Below are 15,568 nucleotides of genomic sequence, written 5' to 3' on the forward strand. Positions count from 1 at the left end.
TGGCCGCAGCGTGTTCGAGGATGCGGCGGGCGGCGGCGGCCTGCAGGGCGAGTTGGGCGGCTGGGTCGGGCTCGGCGGGAACTTCGGGGGCCCGGGACGGTCGAGCGTGGCGACTGTGTCGGTGTCACCCGGCGATCGCGACGTCCAGGACCTCCTTCAACGATTGACGGTAGGTCAAGTTCCTTGAAGATTCGAGTAATTGGTTGCCGTGGCGCGTATACAGGGATGTTTGATCCGTCTCAAGGGTCAACACCCCAAGCCTTCGAGCCATTGGAACTGTCATGCACGAAACCACGGTCAGCGGGAGCGATAGAACTCACGTGCCGCTGTCGGCATACAACCCCCACCCCGCCGCGCCTGCCGCGAGGCGCCATCGCAAGCGGAAACCCATGAGCCCGGCGGTCCGCCGAATGCTCGGCCTCGCCGTGACCGGACCCGTCATGGGATCCGTTCTGGCGGGCTACACGTCCTACGCGAACGACAGCGCTTCGCTGAGTCAGGCCGATCAGAAGATTGCCGACGATCTTGAGGCTCGTATCAAGGAGGCCGGCCTCGGCGCCAATCTCAGTGGTTTCGTGATGGACGCCGAGTCCAACGGTGAGATCTTCGACAACAACGCCTCCACGGCGCTGATGCCCGCGTCCAATGCCAAGCTCGCGACCGCGACCGCGGCCCTGACCGCGCTCGGTCCGGACCATCGCTTCACCACCCGCGTCGTCTACGGCGATGGCACGCTCACGCTGGTCGGCGGCGGCGACAGGGTTCTCACCGCCGACGACCTCTCCGTCCTCGCGAAGACGGCTGTCGACGGCCTCTCCGCGGCGGGCCTGACTTCGGTGAAAGTGCGCGTGGACGACAGCCTCTTCCCCGAGCCCACGCTCGCCGAAGGCTGGAACGACGGCTACTTCCCGGACGTGGTGTCCCCGGTCCGGCCTCTGGTGGTCGACGGCAAGCCGGTCATGGACACGTCCATCGATGCCGGGGAGGTCTTCGCCCGGTTACTCACCGACCAGGGCGTCACTGTTGACGGCACGGTCGCCCGCGGCACGGCTGCCGCCACCGATGTACCGGTGGCCAGCCACAACTCCCCGCCGCTGTCCGAGATCGTCAAGAGGATGATGCTCAACAGCGACAACAACATTGCCGAGACCCTGCTGCGGATGACCGCGATCGGCGCCGGTCAGCCCGCCACGTTCGAGGGTGGGACAACAGCTGTGCGCAACATCCTCAGCGAGAAGTACGGCATCTCGTTGGACGGCGTCCAGCTGTTCGACGGGAGTGGGCTGTCCCGTTCCGCCCGGATACCGGCCACCACCCTCGCGGACCTGCTGGATCTGTTGACCGATCCGCAGAACAAGGCTGTCCTCGGGCCCGTTCTGGACGGGCTCCCAGAGGCCGGCGAGACCGGGACCCTGGGGCCTGGCACGGGCCGGTTCGACACCGAGCCCAGCAACTGTGCCAAGGGCGAGGTCAAGGCCAAGACCGGCACTCTCACCGGTGCCCTCGCCCTGAGCGGTCTCACCACCGGTGAGGACGGACGCTGGAAGGTCTTCTCCTTCGTCGAGAACGGCGCTTCCGCTGACCCGGCCGCCACCAAGAAAGTCCTGGACGGCCTGGCCGCCACAGTGAACGGCTGCTTCTGAGCCGGGGCTGAGCCCGGTACCGGGGAGCCGGACACAGCCGCACCCGGTGCAGCGCCGGCCCCGGGCCGCCTCGCGCAGCGTCCTGCGCGATCGCGGCGTGCACGGTGCGCACGCCGCGTCCGCCGAGGTGGAGGTCCCACGCGTAGTTGCTGACGTTCGAGGCCGAGGGGCACACGGCGTTCGGCCGCAGCGCCTGCGCGACGGACGCCGTGCCGCCGCCGCCGACTACGCGAAGCTGCTGCCCTGGTGGGCGGAGGTCGCCGAGGGCGGCAGTACGCGGCTGTATGTGGGGGAGGCGCTGTACAAGGCCGGCGATCCCGCGCAGCCCGACGTCTGGCAGGACCCTGCCGAGCTGTCCCGACGCCTGGCAGGACCCGGCACCTGACCTTCGCCCGCGATCACCCGCAAGCGAGCGGGCATGTCTTCTTCGCGGCCAGGGAGGTCGATGCCGACCCGATCGGCGCCATGGCACGCGTGGTCGCCGACCACTATCAGCAGTCGGCGAAGCCGCCGCGTTGATCCGACCCGCTGGGTCCGGACCTCTGTGGTCCGGGACCTACTGGGTCTTGGTCTCCCTGATGTGATGCTGGACTGTGGTGTCAGGACCAGGGGACATCACGGTCTCGTGGCCGTCCTCGAAGCGGACGCGGAACGGCGGATTGCCGTCCGGCCCCAGTACTTCGACGACTTCCCCGACCCGGTCGTGCTGTCCGACGATCCTGCCGTGCACCAGCAGGTGATCGCCTTTGCTTGCACGCATCTGGAGGGCCTCCTCGTCTCGCACGGGAGTAGCGGTCCGTGGGTCTCAGTCTAGGGCGGGTGGAGCCGGTTGCCACCGGCGCGGTGCGTGCCGGTCAGGCGCGTGCTCGCTGGGCGACCGCGATGCAGACCAGTACGGCCGCGGCGGCCAGGGGTGCGGCGGGTGTGAGCTGCTCGCCGAGGAGCAGCACCGACCACACCAGTGTGAGCAGGGGCTGAGCGAGCTGCAACTGGCTGGCCTTCGGGATGCCGATCGCCGCCATGCCCCGGTACCACACCACCAGGCCCAGGAACTGCGAGCCGACCGCGACCCAGAGCAGCCCGGTCACGCTGTGCGCCGTCAGCTGTACGGGCTCGTACGACAGCGCCACCGTGGCCGCCGGAATCGTGAGCGGCAGGCACAACACCAGAGCCCAGCCGATGACGTGCCATCCGGGCATCACACGGGCCAGTCGGCCGCCCTCCGTGTATCCGGCCGCGCAGACCAGCAGCGCCCCGAAGAGGTACGCGTCAGCACTGGTCAGGGCTCCGCCGCTCTGCGTCACGGTGAACGCGATCACCACGGCGGCGCCCGCGAGCGCCGCGGCCCAGAAGCCACGGGAGGGGCGGGAGCCGACGCGCAGTGCCGAGAACAGCGCGGTGGTCAAGGGGAGCAGACCGACCACGACGGCGGCGTGGGCGGTGGTCGAGGTCTCCAGGGCGAGGGTGGTGAGCATGGGGAAGCCGAGTACGACTCCGGCGGCCACGACGGACAGCCCTGGCCAGTGATGGCGGGCCGGCAACGGTACGCGCAGGGCGAGCAGACAGGCGCCGGCGATGAGCGCGGCGAGGGCGCTGCGTACGGCCACGAGCGACCAGGGGCCGAAGCCTTCCAGGCCCCAGGCGGTGGCGGGGAAGGTGAGGGAGAAGGCGGTGACCCCGAGGGCGGCCCGGAGCACGCCACGGGGTGACACCTGTGGACTTTCGGTGGCTGGTCGCGCCCGGGCGGCGGGGACCGCTACTGAAGTGGGCGCAGTAGCGCTATTCTGTGCTCTCATGCAAGAGCGTAGCAGTGTGGCAGCACTGGCCGATCGGCTGCGGAATGAGTTGGACCGCTACTCACTTGGTGGAAAGCTGCCGTCCAGCCGTGTACTCGTCGAGCGGTTCAGGGTGAGTCCGGTGACCGTGTCCCGGGCCTTGGCGCAGCTGGCCGCCGAGGGGCTGGTGGTGACACGGCCCGGGGCCGGTGCGTTCCGGGCTCGGCCGCGGGGTGACGGGCCTGCCGCGGGGGACACCTCCTGGCAGGAGCTCGCGCTCACCGCGGACGCCGCCGCCGAACTCGTGCCGCGTACCGTCGACGCCTCCGGGGTGCTGGTCACGCTGGCCGCCCCGCCGCCCGGAGTCATCGAGTTCAACGGCGGCTATCTGCACCCTTCGTTGCAGCCGGAGCGGGCGATGGCCGCGGCGCTGGCCCGGGCCGGCCGCCGTCCCGGTGCCTGGGGGCGCCCGCCGGTGGACGGCTTGCCGGAGCTGCGTGAGTGGTTCGCGCGGGGCCTCGGCGGCGCGATCACGGCCGCCGAGGTGCTGATCGCGGCGGGCGGCCAGTCCGCGCTGACCACCGCTCTGCGCGCCCTCGCTCCGCCTGGCGCGCCGGTGCTCGTCGAATCGCCCACGTATCCCGGCATGCTGGCGATCGCCCGGGCGGCTGGGCTTCGCCCCGTACCCGTACCGGTCGATGCCGACGGGGTGCGTCCCCACCTGCTCGCCGACGCGTTCCAGGCGACCGGTGCCCGTGTCTTCGTCTGCCAGCCGCTGTTCCAGAACCCGACCGGCGCCATGCTCGCGCCCGAGCGGCGCGGTGAGGTGCTGCGGATCGTGCGCGAGGCCGGTGCTTTCGTCGTGGAGGACGATTTCGTCCGGCGTCTCGCGCACGAGGACGCGGGGCCGTTGCCGCGTCCGCTGGCCTCGGACGATCCCGAGGGAGTCGTCGTGCATGTGTGCTCCTTGACCAAGGCGACGTCGCCGAGCTTCCGGGTGAGCGCGCTCGCCGCCCGCGGGCCCGTACTGGAACGGTTGCGGGCCATCCAGGTCGTCGACACCTTCTTCGTGCCGCGCCCGCTCCAGGAGGCGGCCCTGGAGCTCGTCGGCTCGCCCGCCTGGCCCCGTCATCTGCGGGCTGTGGCGGCGGAGCTGAAGAACCGCCGCGACACGATGACGGCCGCACTGCGGCTGCACCTGCCCGAGTTCGCCCTCCCGCACATCCCCGCCGGCGGCTACCACCTGTGGCTGCGGCTGCCCGATGGCACGGACGAGTCGGCCCTGGTCGCCGCCGCTCTGCGCGCGGGCGTCGCCGTCACCCCCGGCCGCCCCTACTTCAGCGCCGAACCCGCCGCCGCGCACCTGCGGCTGAGCTTCGCGGCCGTGGCGGGCACGGCGGAGATCACGGAGGGCGTACGCAGGTTGCGCATCGCCTGCGACGAGATGTTCCAGGGCCGGTGAAACGGCGCCCGTCACGGTGTGACCGGTCCGGCCGCCTTGCGGTGACCGGCGCGTCCGCCCCTGCCATGACCGAGTCGGCCTCCCCGCGATGACCGAGCCGGTCGTCCTGTGGTGGGCGTGAGCCTCCCGGTACCCTCAGCTACCCCCTTGACCTGCGCAGTTGCGCACCCCACGATCGCCGCATGCACGTTCGTGTCACGCTCCTCGCCGCCGCCCGCAGCTCCCCGCTGCTCGCCGAGCGCTTCGGCGACGACCGGCCGCTCGACCTGCCGGGCTGGAACGAGGTGCAGCGCGTCGCCCACACCCTGGTGTACCTGGCGGCGGCCGAATTGCGGTACTGCTCGCCGACGCCGCGGAGCCGGGCCACCGGTGACGCGCTCGGTCTCGCGCCGCTGGCCCAGCTCGCCCTGCGGGACTGCGACATGGGCCGCTGGCGCGGCCTCACCCTCGGCGAGGCGATGGCCCGCGAACCGCGGGCCGTGGACGCGTGGCTGGCCGACCCGTACTCCGCGCCGCACGGCGGTGAGTCGCTGGTGGCGTTCATCCAGCGGGTGGGCAGCTGGCTCGACACCCGTCCCGCCGACGACGGCGCCCGCATTGTCGCGGTGGCCGAACCCGCGGTCGTACGCGCCGCGCTCGTCTATGCCCTGAAGGCGCCCCCGTCGACGTACTGGAACATCGACGTCCGCCCCTTGTCGATGGCCACGATCACGGGCCGGGCGGGGCGCTGGAACCTGCGTCTCGACTATCAGTCCCTGCTCGTCTGAATGCTTGCTTCCCTGCCTCCGAAGGTGGCATCACCAAGGCTAGGGTCCGCCGGGCGATCGCGGACGCCAGGGCCCTCCTGACGGACCCTGGGCAGTGCGCGTGTAGTCCGTGGTGAGCACCAGGTCCTTGGCCGGTCCGCCCACCCGCCACGCGGTGCGCCAGTGGTCCGCGTCGGACACGGTGAACTCGCCCCGGTAGAGGTCCGCGGCGCACGGATGGTCCGCAATGTGCTGCCCGGATGTCAGGTCCAGGTCGTGGAAGGGGCGGCCGTCGGCGAACCGTACGTCGGCGCGGCCCGGCGCAGTGCCCGGCAGGAACCGCAGTGTCCGCTCGGCGGGGCGGGCGACGCCCTGCCAGACGAAGGTGCCGGACTCGTGGTGGAGCAGGCCGCCCTCTTCGAGCGGTGCGAACTCCGTCGTGCCGCTGAACGTCCCCTCCTCCCCGCTCGCGAGATCCCGTACGGAACGCTCCACTCGCCAACTCCCCGCCAGATACGCCAATACATCGGCAACCGGCCAGAAACCGTCCACGCTGGTCCGCCTCCTTGACGTGTCCTGCGCAAACCATTGACTCACTCCAGCCCCCTCCCTATCTTGCCGTTCGAAGTATTGATCATTGTCCGATATACCGAACAGTCTAGTACTGCTGAGAACAGCCGAGAAAACCGACACCAGAGCCGCGGAGTATCCATGTCACGCACCCGCACCCGCTGGAGACTCGCCCTGACGGCCACCGGCATCATGGCCGCCTCGCTCCTCGTCCCGGCCGCACCGGGGAACGCCGCCGCCGAGGACACCACCGACTACGCGATCGCCGTCGCCCCGAAGACCAAGGGCGCGAAGATCGACGACACGATGTACGGCGTCTTCTTCGAGGACATCAACCGGGCCGCGGACGGCGGCCTTTATTCAGAGCTCGTGCAGAACCGGTCGTTCGAGTACTCGACGGCCGACCACGCCTCGTACACGCCCCTCACCTCCTGGGCCGCCACGGGCACCGCGAAGGCCGTGAACGACGACGGCCGCCTCAATGAACGCAACCGCACCTACCTCACCCTGGACGGCGGTTCGTCCGTCACCAACTCCGGTTACAACACCGGGATTTCCGTAGAGAAGGGCGAGGTCTACAACTTCTCCGTCTGGGCCCGCGCCGAACAGGCCTCCGCCCTCACCGTGACTCTGGCGGACGCCGACGGCGCGCTCGCCGAGGCTCGGCGAGTCACCGCGCGCGGCGGCTGGGCGAAGTACAAGGCAAGGTTCACCGCGACCCGTACGAGCGCGGCGGGCCGCCTCACCGTCGCCACCGCCGGCCCCGTCGCGCTGGACATGATCTCGCTTCTGCCGCGCGACACATACAAGGGTCACGGCCTGCGCAAGGACCTCGCCGAGAAGATCGCCGCGCTCGACCCGTCCTTCGTGCGCTTCCCCGGCGGCTGTCTGGTCAACACCGGCAGCATGGAGGGATACGACGAGGCGTCCGGCTGGCAGCGCAAGCGCTCGTACCAGTGGAAGGACACCATCGGGCCCGTCGAGCAGCGCGCGACCAACGCCAACTTCTGGGGATACAACCAGAGTTACGGCCTCGGTTACTACGAGTACTTCCAGTTCTCCGAGGACATCGGCGCTATGCCGCTGCCCGTCGTGCCCGCCCTCGTCACCGGCTGCGGCCAGAACAAGGCCACCGACGACGACGCGCTCCTCAAGCGCCACATCCAGGACACCCTCGATCTGATCGAGTTCGCCAACGGTCCCGCGACCAGCGAGTGGGGCAAGAAGCGGGCGCAGATGGGCCACCCGAAGCCCTTCAACCTCACCCACCTCGGCGTCGGTAACGAGGAGAACCTGCCGAACGAGTTCTTCGCCCGCTTCAAGCAGTTCCGCGCGGCCATCGAGGCGAAGTACCCGGACATCACCGTCATCTCCAACTCCGGCCCGGACGACAGCGGTTCGACCTTCGACACGGCCTGGAAGCTCAACCGCGAGGGCAACGTCGACATGGTCGACGAGCACTACTACAACAGCCCGCAGTGGTTCCTGCAGAACAACGACCGCTACGACTCGTACGACAGGAACGGCCCCAAGGTCTTCCTCGGTGAGTACGCCTCGCAGGGCAACGCCTTCAAGAACGCCCTCTCCGAAGCCGCGTTCATGACCGGCCTGGAGCGCAACGCGGACATCGTGAAGCTCGCCTCGTACGCCCCGCTGCTCGCCAACGAGGACTACGTGCAGTGGCGCCCCGACATGATCTGGTTCAACAACCACGCCTCCTGGAACTCGGCCAGCTACGAGGTCCAGAAGCTGTTCATGCGCAACGTCGGCGACCGGGTCGTGCCTTCCGAGGCGACCAGCACGCCCTCGGTGAGCGGCCCGATCTCTGGTGCGGTCGGTCTGTCGACCTGGGCGACGAGTGCCGCGTACGACGACGTGAAGGTGACCGGCGCGGACGGTGCGACGCTGCTCAGCGACGACTTCTCCGGTGACGCCTCGAAGTGGACGCACACGGGCGGCGGCAGCTGGAGCGTCCAGGACGGGCAGTACGTGCAGACCGACGCGGCCGCAGAGAACACCATGGTGTCGGCGGGCGACCCGGCCTGGCACGACTACGACCTGCATGTGAAGGCCACCAAGAAGTCCGGCAAGGAGGGCTTCCTCGTCGCCTTCGGCGTCAAGGACACCGGGAACTACTACTGGTGGAACCTGGGCGGCTGGAACAACACGCAGTCCGCCGTCGAACAGGCCTCGGACGGTGGCAAGTCGACGCTCATCTCCAAGGCCGGATCGATCGAGACGGGCCGCGCGTACGACGTCGACATCAAGGTCCGCGGCCGTCAGGTGACCCTCTACCTCGACGGCAAGGAGTGGGGCAGCTTCACCGACGACAAGCCGGCCGAGCCGTTCCGTCAGGTCGTCACGCGCGACGCGAAGACCGGCGATGTGATCGTCAAGGTGGTCAACGCCCAGTCGGCGGACGCCCGTACGGCGATCGACCTCGGCGGTCTGAAGACGTCGAAGAAGGCCGCTGTGACGACGCTGAAGGCCGCGCCCGATGCGGTCAACTCCGAGACGGAGACGCCCGTTGCCCCGGTCAGGTCCACCTTCGAGGGGGTGAGCAGCAAGTTCACGTACACCTTCCCGGCGAACTCGGTCACCTTCCTCAGGATCAAGGAGAGGTGATCCGAAGGATCGGATGAGGTGATCGGCGGGCGGCTCAGGCGTACTTCGGTGCCTGGGCCGCCCGTACGTCCTCAAGTGCACCAACCGTGGCGGAGAGAAAGGTGTTGCCCGGCGAGCAGTACGCCCGACTCGTGCGCCGTACGTGAGGCGGCGGGGCGGTCGTACGCCCCGAAGCCCGGACCTCGCCTCTACGCCCCCGCAGCGCTCAACTCCCGTATTCGACAAGGACATTCATGCAGTCGTTCGTGAGCTGCCCTCACACACCAAAGGTGATCTGCATGACCATGACCCTCGCCGAACTCACCGACCTCACCGGTCTCGACGTCCTCGATCACCTGGAACGCCAGGTGACCATCCCCGTCGTGGACGGCCTCCAGGCCCAGGGCGACCTGATCGTCATCCCGTACGCGTTCATCGAGCACGGTGTCTCCACACACGAGTACACGCGCTGGCAGGACGTCCCCGCCGCGGGCATCGAGCTGCTGCGCAGCGCCGCGGGCGGCAATCCGCACTCCCTCGTCGCCGACCCGGGCACCTGCCGCTTCACCGGCGACCTCCGCGACCCGACCGGCCTCGCCCTCGGCATGATCGACACCTCGGCAGTCGCGTACCTCATCCACCCGGAGCACGGCGGCACCGGCATCGCACCCGGTCGCTATGTCGTACGCCGTCAGCGGGAGCGCAACACCGAGCCCAGGGGGTGGTTCGGCAACCGGATGATCGCGGACTGAGCGGCCCGACCGGTTACGCGCTCACGGTCACCGTCGCCGACGCCTGGGCCGGGGCGTGCGCCCTGTTGTACGCCCGGACCCAAATCTCGTGGCGACCCGGCTGAAGGCGCAGAGTGGCCGTCAGCCGTCCGGTGGCCGGATCGTAGTGGCAAGGCGCGCGTCGGCCGTCCACCTCGACGCCGACGCGCTCCGCGTCCACGCCCGAGAGGGCCTCGGTGATCCGGGCCTCCACACGTACGTCAGGGCCGTCGACCGTGGTTCCGTCGGCCGATGTGAGCCGGTCGACGGAGGGCGCGAGCGGGATCGGCGTTCCGCGCCTGCGAGACCTGCGCTGGATGCGCGAAACGGAGGGCGAGACGGAGCGGTCGCCGTCCGGGGCAGGGATCGTCGCCTCGAAGACCAGCGGATAGTCCACGCCCCGGCGCACGCCCTTCCCGGCGACGACCGCGAACTCCACGCTCGTACGGCCCTTGGGCGGCACGGTGATCCGGTCCCACGCCCGGGTCGGCCGTACCGTCCAGCCGCCGAAGGCGCGGCCGGTCAGCTCGACGGTCTGGGGCGTGGCGTTGAAGTTGTAGACGTCGACCGTCATCCGGGTCGTGGTGGACAGCCGGTAGCCGAGGGGCGGTTGGGCGTCGCCGTCGGCCTTGTTCGGCGCGGCGTTGGCGATGTCGAACCGCTGGCTGAGCACGATGTGCTCGGCGACTGACAGTTTGCGGGTGGTGGGGTTGCGGTCAGGGGTGGCTCGGGCAGGGCGCCCCGTGCGCCTTCCTGAACGACATAGACCGGGTCTTCCGAGACCTTCACCCGGCCCTCGGGCCCTACCGTCCCCACGCGCCGGCCCATGATGTCGTACACCTCGGCCGTCCCCCCGGAGACCATCGGAACCTCCACCTCCGACACCTCCGCCGCCGGTCCCCAGACCACCGTGACCCGCCGCCCCGCACCCGCCGCGAACACGTAGCACATGTCGGACAGCCGCTCCACGAAACGTGCCTCGCCGAGCAGCGAGGTGAGCGCGGCGTGGGCGCTGTAGGCGGGCCAGGGCTGGAACTCGCGGCTGAGCAGCCCGAAGTACACGCCCTCGTCATGGATGGGCGGCGCGCCGAACCAGAACTGCTTCCCCGTACCGGCCGCCAGGCTCCGCACGGTCGCGCGGACGAGATAGCGGGCCTGGACGGCCTGTTGCGCGGGAGTCAGATCGCTGCCGGGCCGCGCATCGAGGAAGACCCCGCACTCCGTCATCCACATCGGCAGCCGCGAGGCCCCGTAGAGACGGCGCAACTCCCTTTGTACGTCGGCCGATTCGGGGACCTCGGGTTCGTCCTGGTCTGTCGGGTCCGGGTATCCGTGGAAGCCCCATGCGTCGGCGTACCGGGCCACGTCGTTCTGCAGCATCAGGGTCTGGAAGTGGCTGCCCGCGTCGGCGATGCCGGGCAGCACGGTGACCGTGGTGGAGGGACCCGCGTCCGCGATCCCCAGCGCCGCCGCCTTGACGAAGGCCGCGTGCTGGTCGCCGGTGGAACTGGTCGTGTCGACGTCGGGCTCGTTGGACAGCTGGATCGCGTCGGGCGGGGCGGCGGCCAGATGGGCGGCGTAGCGGTAGGCGTCCCGAAGATCGGCGGCCAGCGGCAGCGAGGCCTCCGTCATCGCCCGCTCCGGGGCGGTGGTCAGTACGTCGAGCGTGGCGATTCCGTGGCGGTGGAAGGCCCGCCGCACGTTGTCGTACAGCCGCGTGTCGTACGTGCCACGGCTCGGTTCTGCGGCGGGCCAGGCCATTCCGTCGCGTACGTGTCCGGCGCCCATGTCCTTCATCGCGGCGGCGAACGCGTCGAGACGGGAGGGCGGGACGAGGGAGAAGACGTAGGTGTTGACGCCGAAACGGTTGCCAGGGCCGGTGACGGGCCGTCGCTCGGGCAGCCGGGCGAAGCAGCCCGTGACGCCCGCGGCTGTCACCCGGTAGTGGCCCGGCGGTAGTTGGCGCAATCGTGGGAGCGCGATCGATGTCTGCGCCTGGCCGGCAGGGACGGTCGCCTGCCCTCGTGCGACCTCGTTGCCGAAGTAGTCGGTGACGGTGAAAGGCAACGTGCGGGGCCGTTGCGTGCGCGTTTCCAGGACAAGGGTCAGTTGCGGGAGTCGGGGCTCGTCGCCCCGATACGTACCCAGGTTGTGGGTCGGGTCCCCGAGATGGATGCCGAGCGGCGCGACGCGGGCCACGGGCGTCAGCGTGAACCGGTCGAGCAGGAAACGGTAACCGGTGGAGTCGGACAGCACGGTCGGCTTGTCTGCGACGAAGGTGATCGTGTTCCGGCCGCGCTCCAACTCAAGGACCCCCAGGGCGAGTTCGGAGAGATCGCCCCACGCGGGCACGGATTCGTACCAGTACGGCTGCGAGCGGGCGACCGGCACGAGGGGCCCGTCGCCCACCCCGAGCTTGAAGTAGCAGCCGATCTCCTCGATATGCGGCTGCTCGACCGGCACCGTGGCCACCGCGGTCAGCCGGTACGGCCCTTCGGCCGGGACCTCGACCTCGTACGTCGCGTACCAGCCCTGTTCCGGGGGAGGCTGAGGGGTCGCCAGCGCCAGTAACCCGCCGCCCGAGGCCCGGCGGTCCCGGGCCGTCGGGATGTTGGTACGGACGGCCGACTCGCCCTGCACCGTGATGGCCGCCCCGCGTGCCTTCGGAGCGCTTGTGAACCGGAGCGAGCCGAGCCCCAGCGAGCCGATCCCCAACGCCTTCACCGCCGTACGCCTGTCCATCGCCATGCGATCCAGCGGACCATGCGGCCGGGCCTCAGGCGTCATGCGAACGAAGGGGCCAATCCCTGGAACTGCTTCGGGTAACGTCTCCTTCTGCCGACGGAGAGCAACCCTGAGAGGCGGGCCGCACGACCTGGTGGCCCAGTGCCAGGACCGGCGGAGTGGTGGCCTGCTGATTCAAGCGTGTGCGGCGTGGGTGTTCGGGTCGCCAGGGGAGTGGTGGCGCGGCTACCGTGGGCGCACGGCGTAGGTCAGGTGCGTCACCCGCGACGACGGCTCCGAACGGACCGGCTCCAGCGCGACCCTGGACGCGTCCACGCCCTCGAACAGGCGGATTCCGGAGCCGAACAGCACGGGCGACAGCGCGATCGAGAACTCGTCGATCAGGCCGGCGTTCACGTATTCCAGGATCGTCGCGCCGCCGCCCGCGATGCGGACGTCGCGGTCGCCGGCGGCCTCGCGGGCCTGGTCGAGCGCGGTCTCGATGCCGTCGTTGACGAAGTGGAACGTGGTCCCGCCCGGCCGCTCCCAGGGGTCACGCTTGGTGTGGGTCACGACGAAGACCGGCGTGTGGAACGGCGCCTCCTCCGGCCACATCTGCTCGCCGGCGTCGAACATGCGCTTGCCCATGACGCTCGCGCCGGTGCGCTCGAACGTCTCCCGCACGATGTCGTTGTCGCGCCCCTCCTCGCCGCCCTCTCCCAGCTTCAGGTTCTCCCGGAAGAACCGCTGCGGAAAGATCCACTGCTGCAGTTCCATCCACTGCTGCCCCATCAAGTCCCCGAGGGACTCGGGCGCGATGAACCCGTCCAGCGACATCGACACGCTGAAGAACACCTTCCCGGCCATCAGCCCTCCGCCCCCTTCCGAAGGATCTCGGTGACGTAGGCCGCCAGGCTGCTCAGGGTCTGCTGGCCGCCCTCGATCGCGTGGTACTTCTCGACCGCCTCGTCGCGCAGTTCCTTGGTGGGGAACACCGTGCGCATCACGATCCGGGTCGCCGCGCCGTCCGGCGCGAAGGTCAGGACCGACTCGAAGGCGTTCGGGTCGTCGCGGGACTCACCGTGCAGCAGCACGATCCGTTCCGGCGGGGCGATCCGCAGCCAGCGGATCCACTCGGAGTAGTCGGTCCCGTCCGGCCCGTGCAGCACGAAGTCCCACTCACCGCCCTCGCGGAACTCGAAGGACCGCGTGGTGGTGGTGAACCCTTCCGGACCCCACCATCGCGACAGGTGCCGGACCTCGGTGAACGCCTCGAACACCAGCTCCCGCGGGGCGTCGATGACCCGGGAGATCACGATCTCCCGGTCGGCCGTCGCCGGCTCCGCCCGCGTCCCTTGCCCTGTCCCTGCCATCGGTCATTCCTCCTGCCGTGTCTGCTTCAGGTCCTGCACGTAGGTGTCCAGCCGGTCGAAACTCTCGTTCCAGAACCGCTCGAAGCCGCCGACCCACTCGTGGACCGGCCGCAGCCCGCGGGCGTCCAGGCCGTAGAGGCGCTGCTTGCCCGCCTCGCGGACCCGCACCAGCCCCACCTCCCGGAGCACCCGCAGGTGCTTGGACGCCCGCGGCTGGCTCATCCCCAGCTCCTGGGCCAGGTCGGTCACCGGCCGCTCACCCGCCCGCAGCAGCGCCAGGATGTCCCGGCGCTGCGGCTCGGCGATCGCGTTGAACGCGTCCGACGTCGTCGCTGCTCGTGCCATGGACGCCATCATATTCCTATATCGGCATACATCAAGTTCGAAGGCCGCCGTGGTGATCGTGGAACAACAACCGCCATGGCCGGACCGGTACCGTCGAGGTGGGTGTGGAACTCGCTCGCGCCCCCTTCTTCGACTTGGCTCCCCATTCCGCTGGATGATCGTTCTTCGAACGGCCCGACACCCTGATGGGCATCAACTGCCCCGCCGCCGGCGATGCGGACAAGTGCGTCAGTCAGTGGTGGCGCCAGGGGTGGTGGACCTGCTGTACGTCCGCTTCGAGGACGTCACGCAGGTCGTCGTCGTCCGCGGGCACGTCCAGGCCCAGTGCGGCGGCGACCTCGCGGTAGGACGTCGTCATGAGAGTGGACGCGGTCGGCGAGCGTCATGTGGGGCAGTGCGGCGCCGTGAAGGGCATCGGCCGTGCTCAGTCAGCGGCCGACCGGGGGCCCCGGGACACGATCCTGCGGACGGTGTGGTCCTCCGGCTGGAGCCTGGCGACCAACTCGCCTCGGCTGCGTGCGTCGACCTTGCCGAAGATGGACTTGAGGTGATCCTGCACGGTGTGCGCAGAGATCCCGAGCCCGGTGGCGATGTCCGCGGTGGACCGGCCGGCGATCACCTCCCGGCAGACGTCGCGCTCGCGGGTCGTCAGCGCGTACGCCGCGAACAGCAGTCCGAGGAGTTCGGTGCCGGAGGCCCGTTTGAAGGTGACCACGGTTTCGTCGTCGCCCTCCCCGGAGATCAGTCTGCTGGCCTCCAGCAGGATCCAGCCGCCTGCGGCGTCGCGGACCCGCGCCCGGAACGTCCCAGAGGCGGCGGTCCGCGCACCGACCACGACCGCGCGCAGCATCACAGTGAACCGGCCGGGTGTGATCTCCTCCAGCTCGCCTCGCCACGAGTGGGCCGCTGCCGTGGCTGCCCGGGGCTTGCCGTCCTGGCCGACCACGACGATCCCTGGCTCACCGGGTCCACGACGGCCGCCTGACCGTGCCGCCACGCGGGTCGCGGTGGCGAGTGCCGGTGCCACGGCCGCGACGAATTCGACCTCGCGGTCGCTGAAAGCGCCGGACCGCACCATGCCCGCCGCACCCCAGCACGCGCCGTCGACGCGGAACACGGCGCGCAGTTCGTGAGCGAGCCCCAGAGGCCGCCAGACCTCGTTGACCCGGCCGCTACGGACGATGTCGCGGTGCGGGAGGTCCGACGATCTGGCCACCGGTACCGGTCGTTGGCCCAGTTCGGCGAAGCTGTGCGGTTCGGTGCCGTTGTACTCGTACGTTGCCAGCAGCGGCTCGTACTGCTGCGGGATGCGGCCGGCGCCGCTGGTCATCGAGCTGATCACTGTGGTGTCGGGGTCCAGGGAGGCCCAGCAGGACAGTTCGGCGGCCACGACCCGGCCCATCAGTTCGATCGCGGCCGTGTGCAGTTCGGTGATCCCGAGACCCGCTGTCGCGAGCGCGGCGATGTCGCGGCGCGCGCTGTGCGCCCGTCCTTCCCACATGTCCGAAGTATGCGCCTCCTCCTGACGGTCCGATATCCCAGAATTCCGGGATGGA

The 15,568-nt window shown here is 69.9% G+C and carries 15 protein-coding genes and 1 pseudogene; 6 read left to right on the forward strand and 10 right to left on the reverse strand.

What is annotated here, in order from left to right:
* Positions 1-389 precede the first annotated feature (389 nt).
* The gene (dacB, locus tag ACFYO0_RS17300) at positions 390-1,643 is read left to right on the forward strand and encodes a D-alanyl-D-alanine carboxypeptidase/D-alanyl-D-alanine-endopeptidase (RefSeq protein WP_388676076.1); all 1,254 of its coding nucleotides are present in this window, start codon (positions 390-392) and stop codon (positions 1,641-1,643) included.
* Between the two features lie 214 nt (positions 1,644-1,857).
* Positions 1,858-2,162, forward strand: a pseudogene (locus tag ACFYO0_RS17305) (hypothetical protein); the annotation flags it as partial.
* A 37-nt stretch (positions 2,163-2,199) separates the two neighbouring features.
* Here the strand turns inward: ACFYO0_RS17305 and ACFYO0_RS17310 are convergent.
* Both ACFYO0_RS17310 and ACFYO0_RS17315 read right to left on the reverse strand, forming a co-directional pair.
* Positions 2,200-2,403 (reverse strand): DUF1918 domain-containing protein, encoded by a 204-nt coding sequence (locus ACFYO0_RS17310; RefSeq protein WP_388676079.1) that lies wholly within the window; start codon positions 2,401-2,403, stop codon positions 2,200-2,202.
* A 94-nt stretch (positions 2,404-2,497) separates the two neighbouring features.
* Positions 2,498-3,439, reverse strand: coding sequence for a DMT family transporter (locus ACFYO0_RS17315; RefSeq protein WP_388676082.1), 942 nt, complete (start codon positions 3,437-3,439; stop codon positions 2,498-2,500).
* Between ACFYO0_RS17315 and ACFYO0_RS17320 the strand changes: the two genes are divergently transcribed.
* Positions 3,438-4,880 (forward strand): PLP-dependent aminotransferase family protein, encoded by a 1,443-nt coding sequence (locus ACFYO0_RS17320; protein ID WP_388676085.1) that lies wholly within the window; start codon positions 3,438-3,440, stop codon positions 4,878-4,880. The genes ACFYO0_RS17315 and ACFYO0_RS17320 overlap by 2 nt on opposite strands.
* Before the next feature lie 182 nt (positions 4,881-5,062).
* Positions 5,063-5,647, forward strand: coding sequence for a histidine phosphatase family protein (locus ACFYO0_RS17325; protein WP_388676088.1), 585 nt, complete (start codon positions 5,063-5,065; stop codon positions 5,645-5,647).
* A gap of 39 nt (positions 5,648-5,686) precedes the next feature.
* On the opposite strand, the gene ACFYO0_RS17330 is transcribed toward ACFYO0_RS17325, so the two are convergent.
* The gene (locus ACFYO0_RS17330) at positions 5,687-6,178 is read right to left on the reverse strand and encodes a DUF6314 family protein (protein WP_388676091.1); all 492 of its coding nucleotides are present in this window, start codon (positions 6,176-6,178) and stop codon (positions 5,687-5,689) included.
* A 159-nt stretch (positions 6,179-6,337) separates the two neighbouring features.
* On the opposite strand from ACFYO0_RS17330, the gene ACFYO0_RS17335 reads away from it, so the two are divergent.
* Positions 6,338-8,821 (forward strand): alpha-L-arabinofuranosidase C-terminal domain-containing protein, encoded by a 2,484-nt coding sequence (locus tag ACFYO0_RS17335; RefSeq protein ID WP_388676094.1) that lies wholly within the window; start codon positions 6,338-6,340, stop codon positions 8,819-8,821.
* A 278-nt stretch (positions 8,822-9,099) separates the two neighbouring features.
* A complete protein-coding gene (locus tag ACFYO0_RS17340) occupies positions 9,100-9,552 on the forward strand; it encodes a hypothetical protein (RefSeq protein WP_388676097.1) in 453 nt (150 codons plus the stop codon).
* Positions 9,553-9,565: 13 nt separating this feature from the next.
* Here the strand turns inward: ACFYO0_RS17340 and ACFYO0_RS17345 are convergent, their stop codons facing one another.
* The 7 genes from ACFYO0_RS17345 to ACFYO0_RS17375 all read right to left on the reverse strand — a co-directional run bounded on the left by ACFYO0_RS17345 (position 9,566) and on the right by ACFYO0_RS17375 (position 15,513).
* Positions 9,566-10,243 (reverse strand): hypothetical protein, encoded by a 678-nt coding sequence (locus ACFYO0_RS17345; RefSeq protein ID WP_388676099.1) that lies wholly within the window; start codon positions 10,241-10,243, stop codon positions 9,566-9,568.
* Positions 10,141-12,318: a hypothetical protein gene (locus ACFYO0_RS17350; protein WP_388676102.1), complete on the reverse strand. Its 2,178-nt coding sequence runs from the start codon at positions 12,316-12,318 to the stop codon at positions 10,141-10,143. The genes ACFYO0_RS17345 and ACFYO0_RS17350 overlap by 103 nt, the downstream gene beginning before the upstream one ends.
* Positions 12,319-12,540: 222 nt before the next feature.
* A complete protein-coding gene (locus ACFYO0_RS17355) occupies positions 12,541-13,161 on the reverse strand; it encodes a dihydrofolate reductase family protein (protein WP_388676105.1) in 621 nt (206 codons plus the stop codon).
* Positions 13,161-13,667, reverse strand: coding sequence for an SRPBCC family protein (locus ACFYO0_RS17360; RefSeq protein ID WP_388676108.1), 507 nt, complete (start codon positions 13,665-13,667; stop codon positions 13,161-13,163). The genes ACFYO0_RS17355 and ACFYO0_RS17360 overlap by 1 nt, the downstream gene beginning before the upstream one ends.
* A 3-nt stretch (positions 13,668-13,670) precedes the next feature.
* Positions 13,671-14,012 carry a helix-turn-helix transcriptional regulator gene (locus tag ACFYO0_RS17365; RefSeq protein ID WP_053752428.1) on the reverse strand — a complete coding sequence of 114 codons (342 nt, stop codon included), beginning with the start codon at positions 14,010-14,012 and terminating at the stop codon, positions 13,671-13,673.
* A 232-nt stretch (positions 14,013-14,244) separates the two neighbouring features.
* Positions 14,245-14,370 (reverse strand): hypothetical protein, encoded by a 126-nt coding sequence (locus ACFYO0_RS17370; protein ID WP_388676111.1) that lies wholly within the window; start codon positions 14,368-14,370, stop codon positions 14,245-14,247.
* Between the two features lie 66 nt (positions 14,371-14,436).
* Entirely contained in the window at positions 14,437-15,513 is a 1,077-nt protein-coding gene (locus tag ACFYO0_RS17375) for a helix-turn-helix transcriptional regulator (RefSeq protein WP_388676114.1), read from the reverse strand.
* Positions 15,514-15,568: the final 55 nt, after the last annotated feature.

Source organism: Streptomyces sp. NPDC006365 (assembly GCF_042870755.1).
GTDB lineage: Bacteria > Actinomycetota > Actinomycetes > Streptomycetales > Streptomycetaceae > Streptomyces > Streptomyces xiangluensis.

What these genes read in the sequence shown, in the direction of transcription:
- dacB (WP_388676076.1), top strand. Translation starts at nt 390, where the DNA reads ATGAGCCCGGCGGTCCGCCGAATGCTCGGCCTCGCCGTGACCGGACCC.
- ACFYO0_RS17310 (WP_388676079.1), bottom strand. Translation starts at nt 2,403, where the DNA reads ATGCGTGCAAGCAAAGGCGATCACCTGCTGGTGCACGGCAGGATCGTC.
- ACFYO0_RS17320 (WP_388676085.1), top strand. Translation starts at nt 3,438, where the DNA reads ATGCAAGAGCGTAGCAGTGTGGCAGCACTGGCCGATCGGCTGCGGAAT.
- ACFYO0_RS17315 (WP_388676082.1), bottom strand. Translation starts at nt 3,439, where the DNA reads ATGAGAGCACAGAATAGCGCTACTGCGCCCACTTCAGTAGCGGTCCCC.
- ACFYO0_RS17325 (WP_388676088.1), top strand. Translation starts at nt 5,063, where the DNA reads ATGCACGTTCGTGTCACGCTCCTCGCCGCCGCCCGCAGCTCCCCGCTG.
- ACFYO0_RS17335 (WP_388676094.1), top strand. Translation starts at nt 6,338, where the DNA reads ATGTCACGCACCCGCACCCGCTGGAGACTCGCCCTGACGGCCACCGGC.
- ACFYO0_RS17340 (WP_388676097.1), top strand. Translation starts at nt 9,100, where the DNA reads ATGACCATGACCCTCGCCGAACTCACCGACCTCACCGGTCTCGACGTC.
- ACFYO0_RS17350 (WP_388676102.1), bottom strand. Translation starts at nt 12,318, where the DNA reads ATGGCGATGGACAGGCGTACGGCGGTGAAGGCGTTGGGGATCGGCTCG.
- ACFYO0_RS17355 (WP_388676105.1), bottom strand. Translation starts at nt 13,161, where the DNA reads ATGGCCGGGAAGGTGTTCTTCAGCGTGTCGATGTCGCTGGACGGGTTC.
- ACFYO0_RS17360 (WP_388676108.1), bottom strand. Translation starts at nt 13,667, where the DNA reads ATGGCAGGGACAGGGCAAGGGACGCGGGCGGAGCCGGCGACGGCCGAC.
- ACFYO0_RS17365 (WP_053752428.1), bottom strand. Translation starts at nt 14,012, where the DNA reads ATGGCACGAGCAGCGACGACGTCGGACGCGTTCAACGCGATCGCCGAG.
- ACFYO0_RS17370 (WP_388676111.1), bottom strand. Translation starts at nt 14,370, where the DNA reads ATGACGACGTCCTACCGCGAGGTCGCCGCCGCACTGGGCCTGGACGTG.
- ACFYO0_RS17375 (WP_388676114.1), bottom strand. Translation starts at nt 15,513, where the DNA reads ATGTGGGAAGGACGGGCGCACAGCGCGCGCCGCGACATCGCCGCGCTC.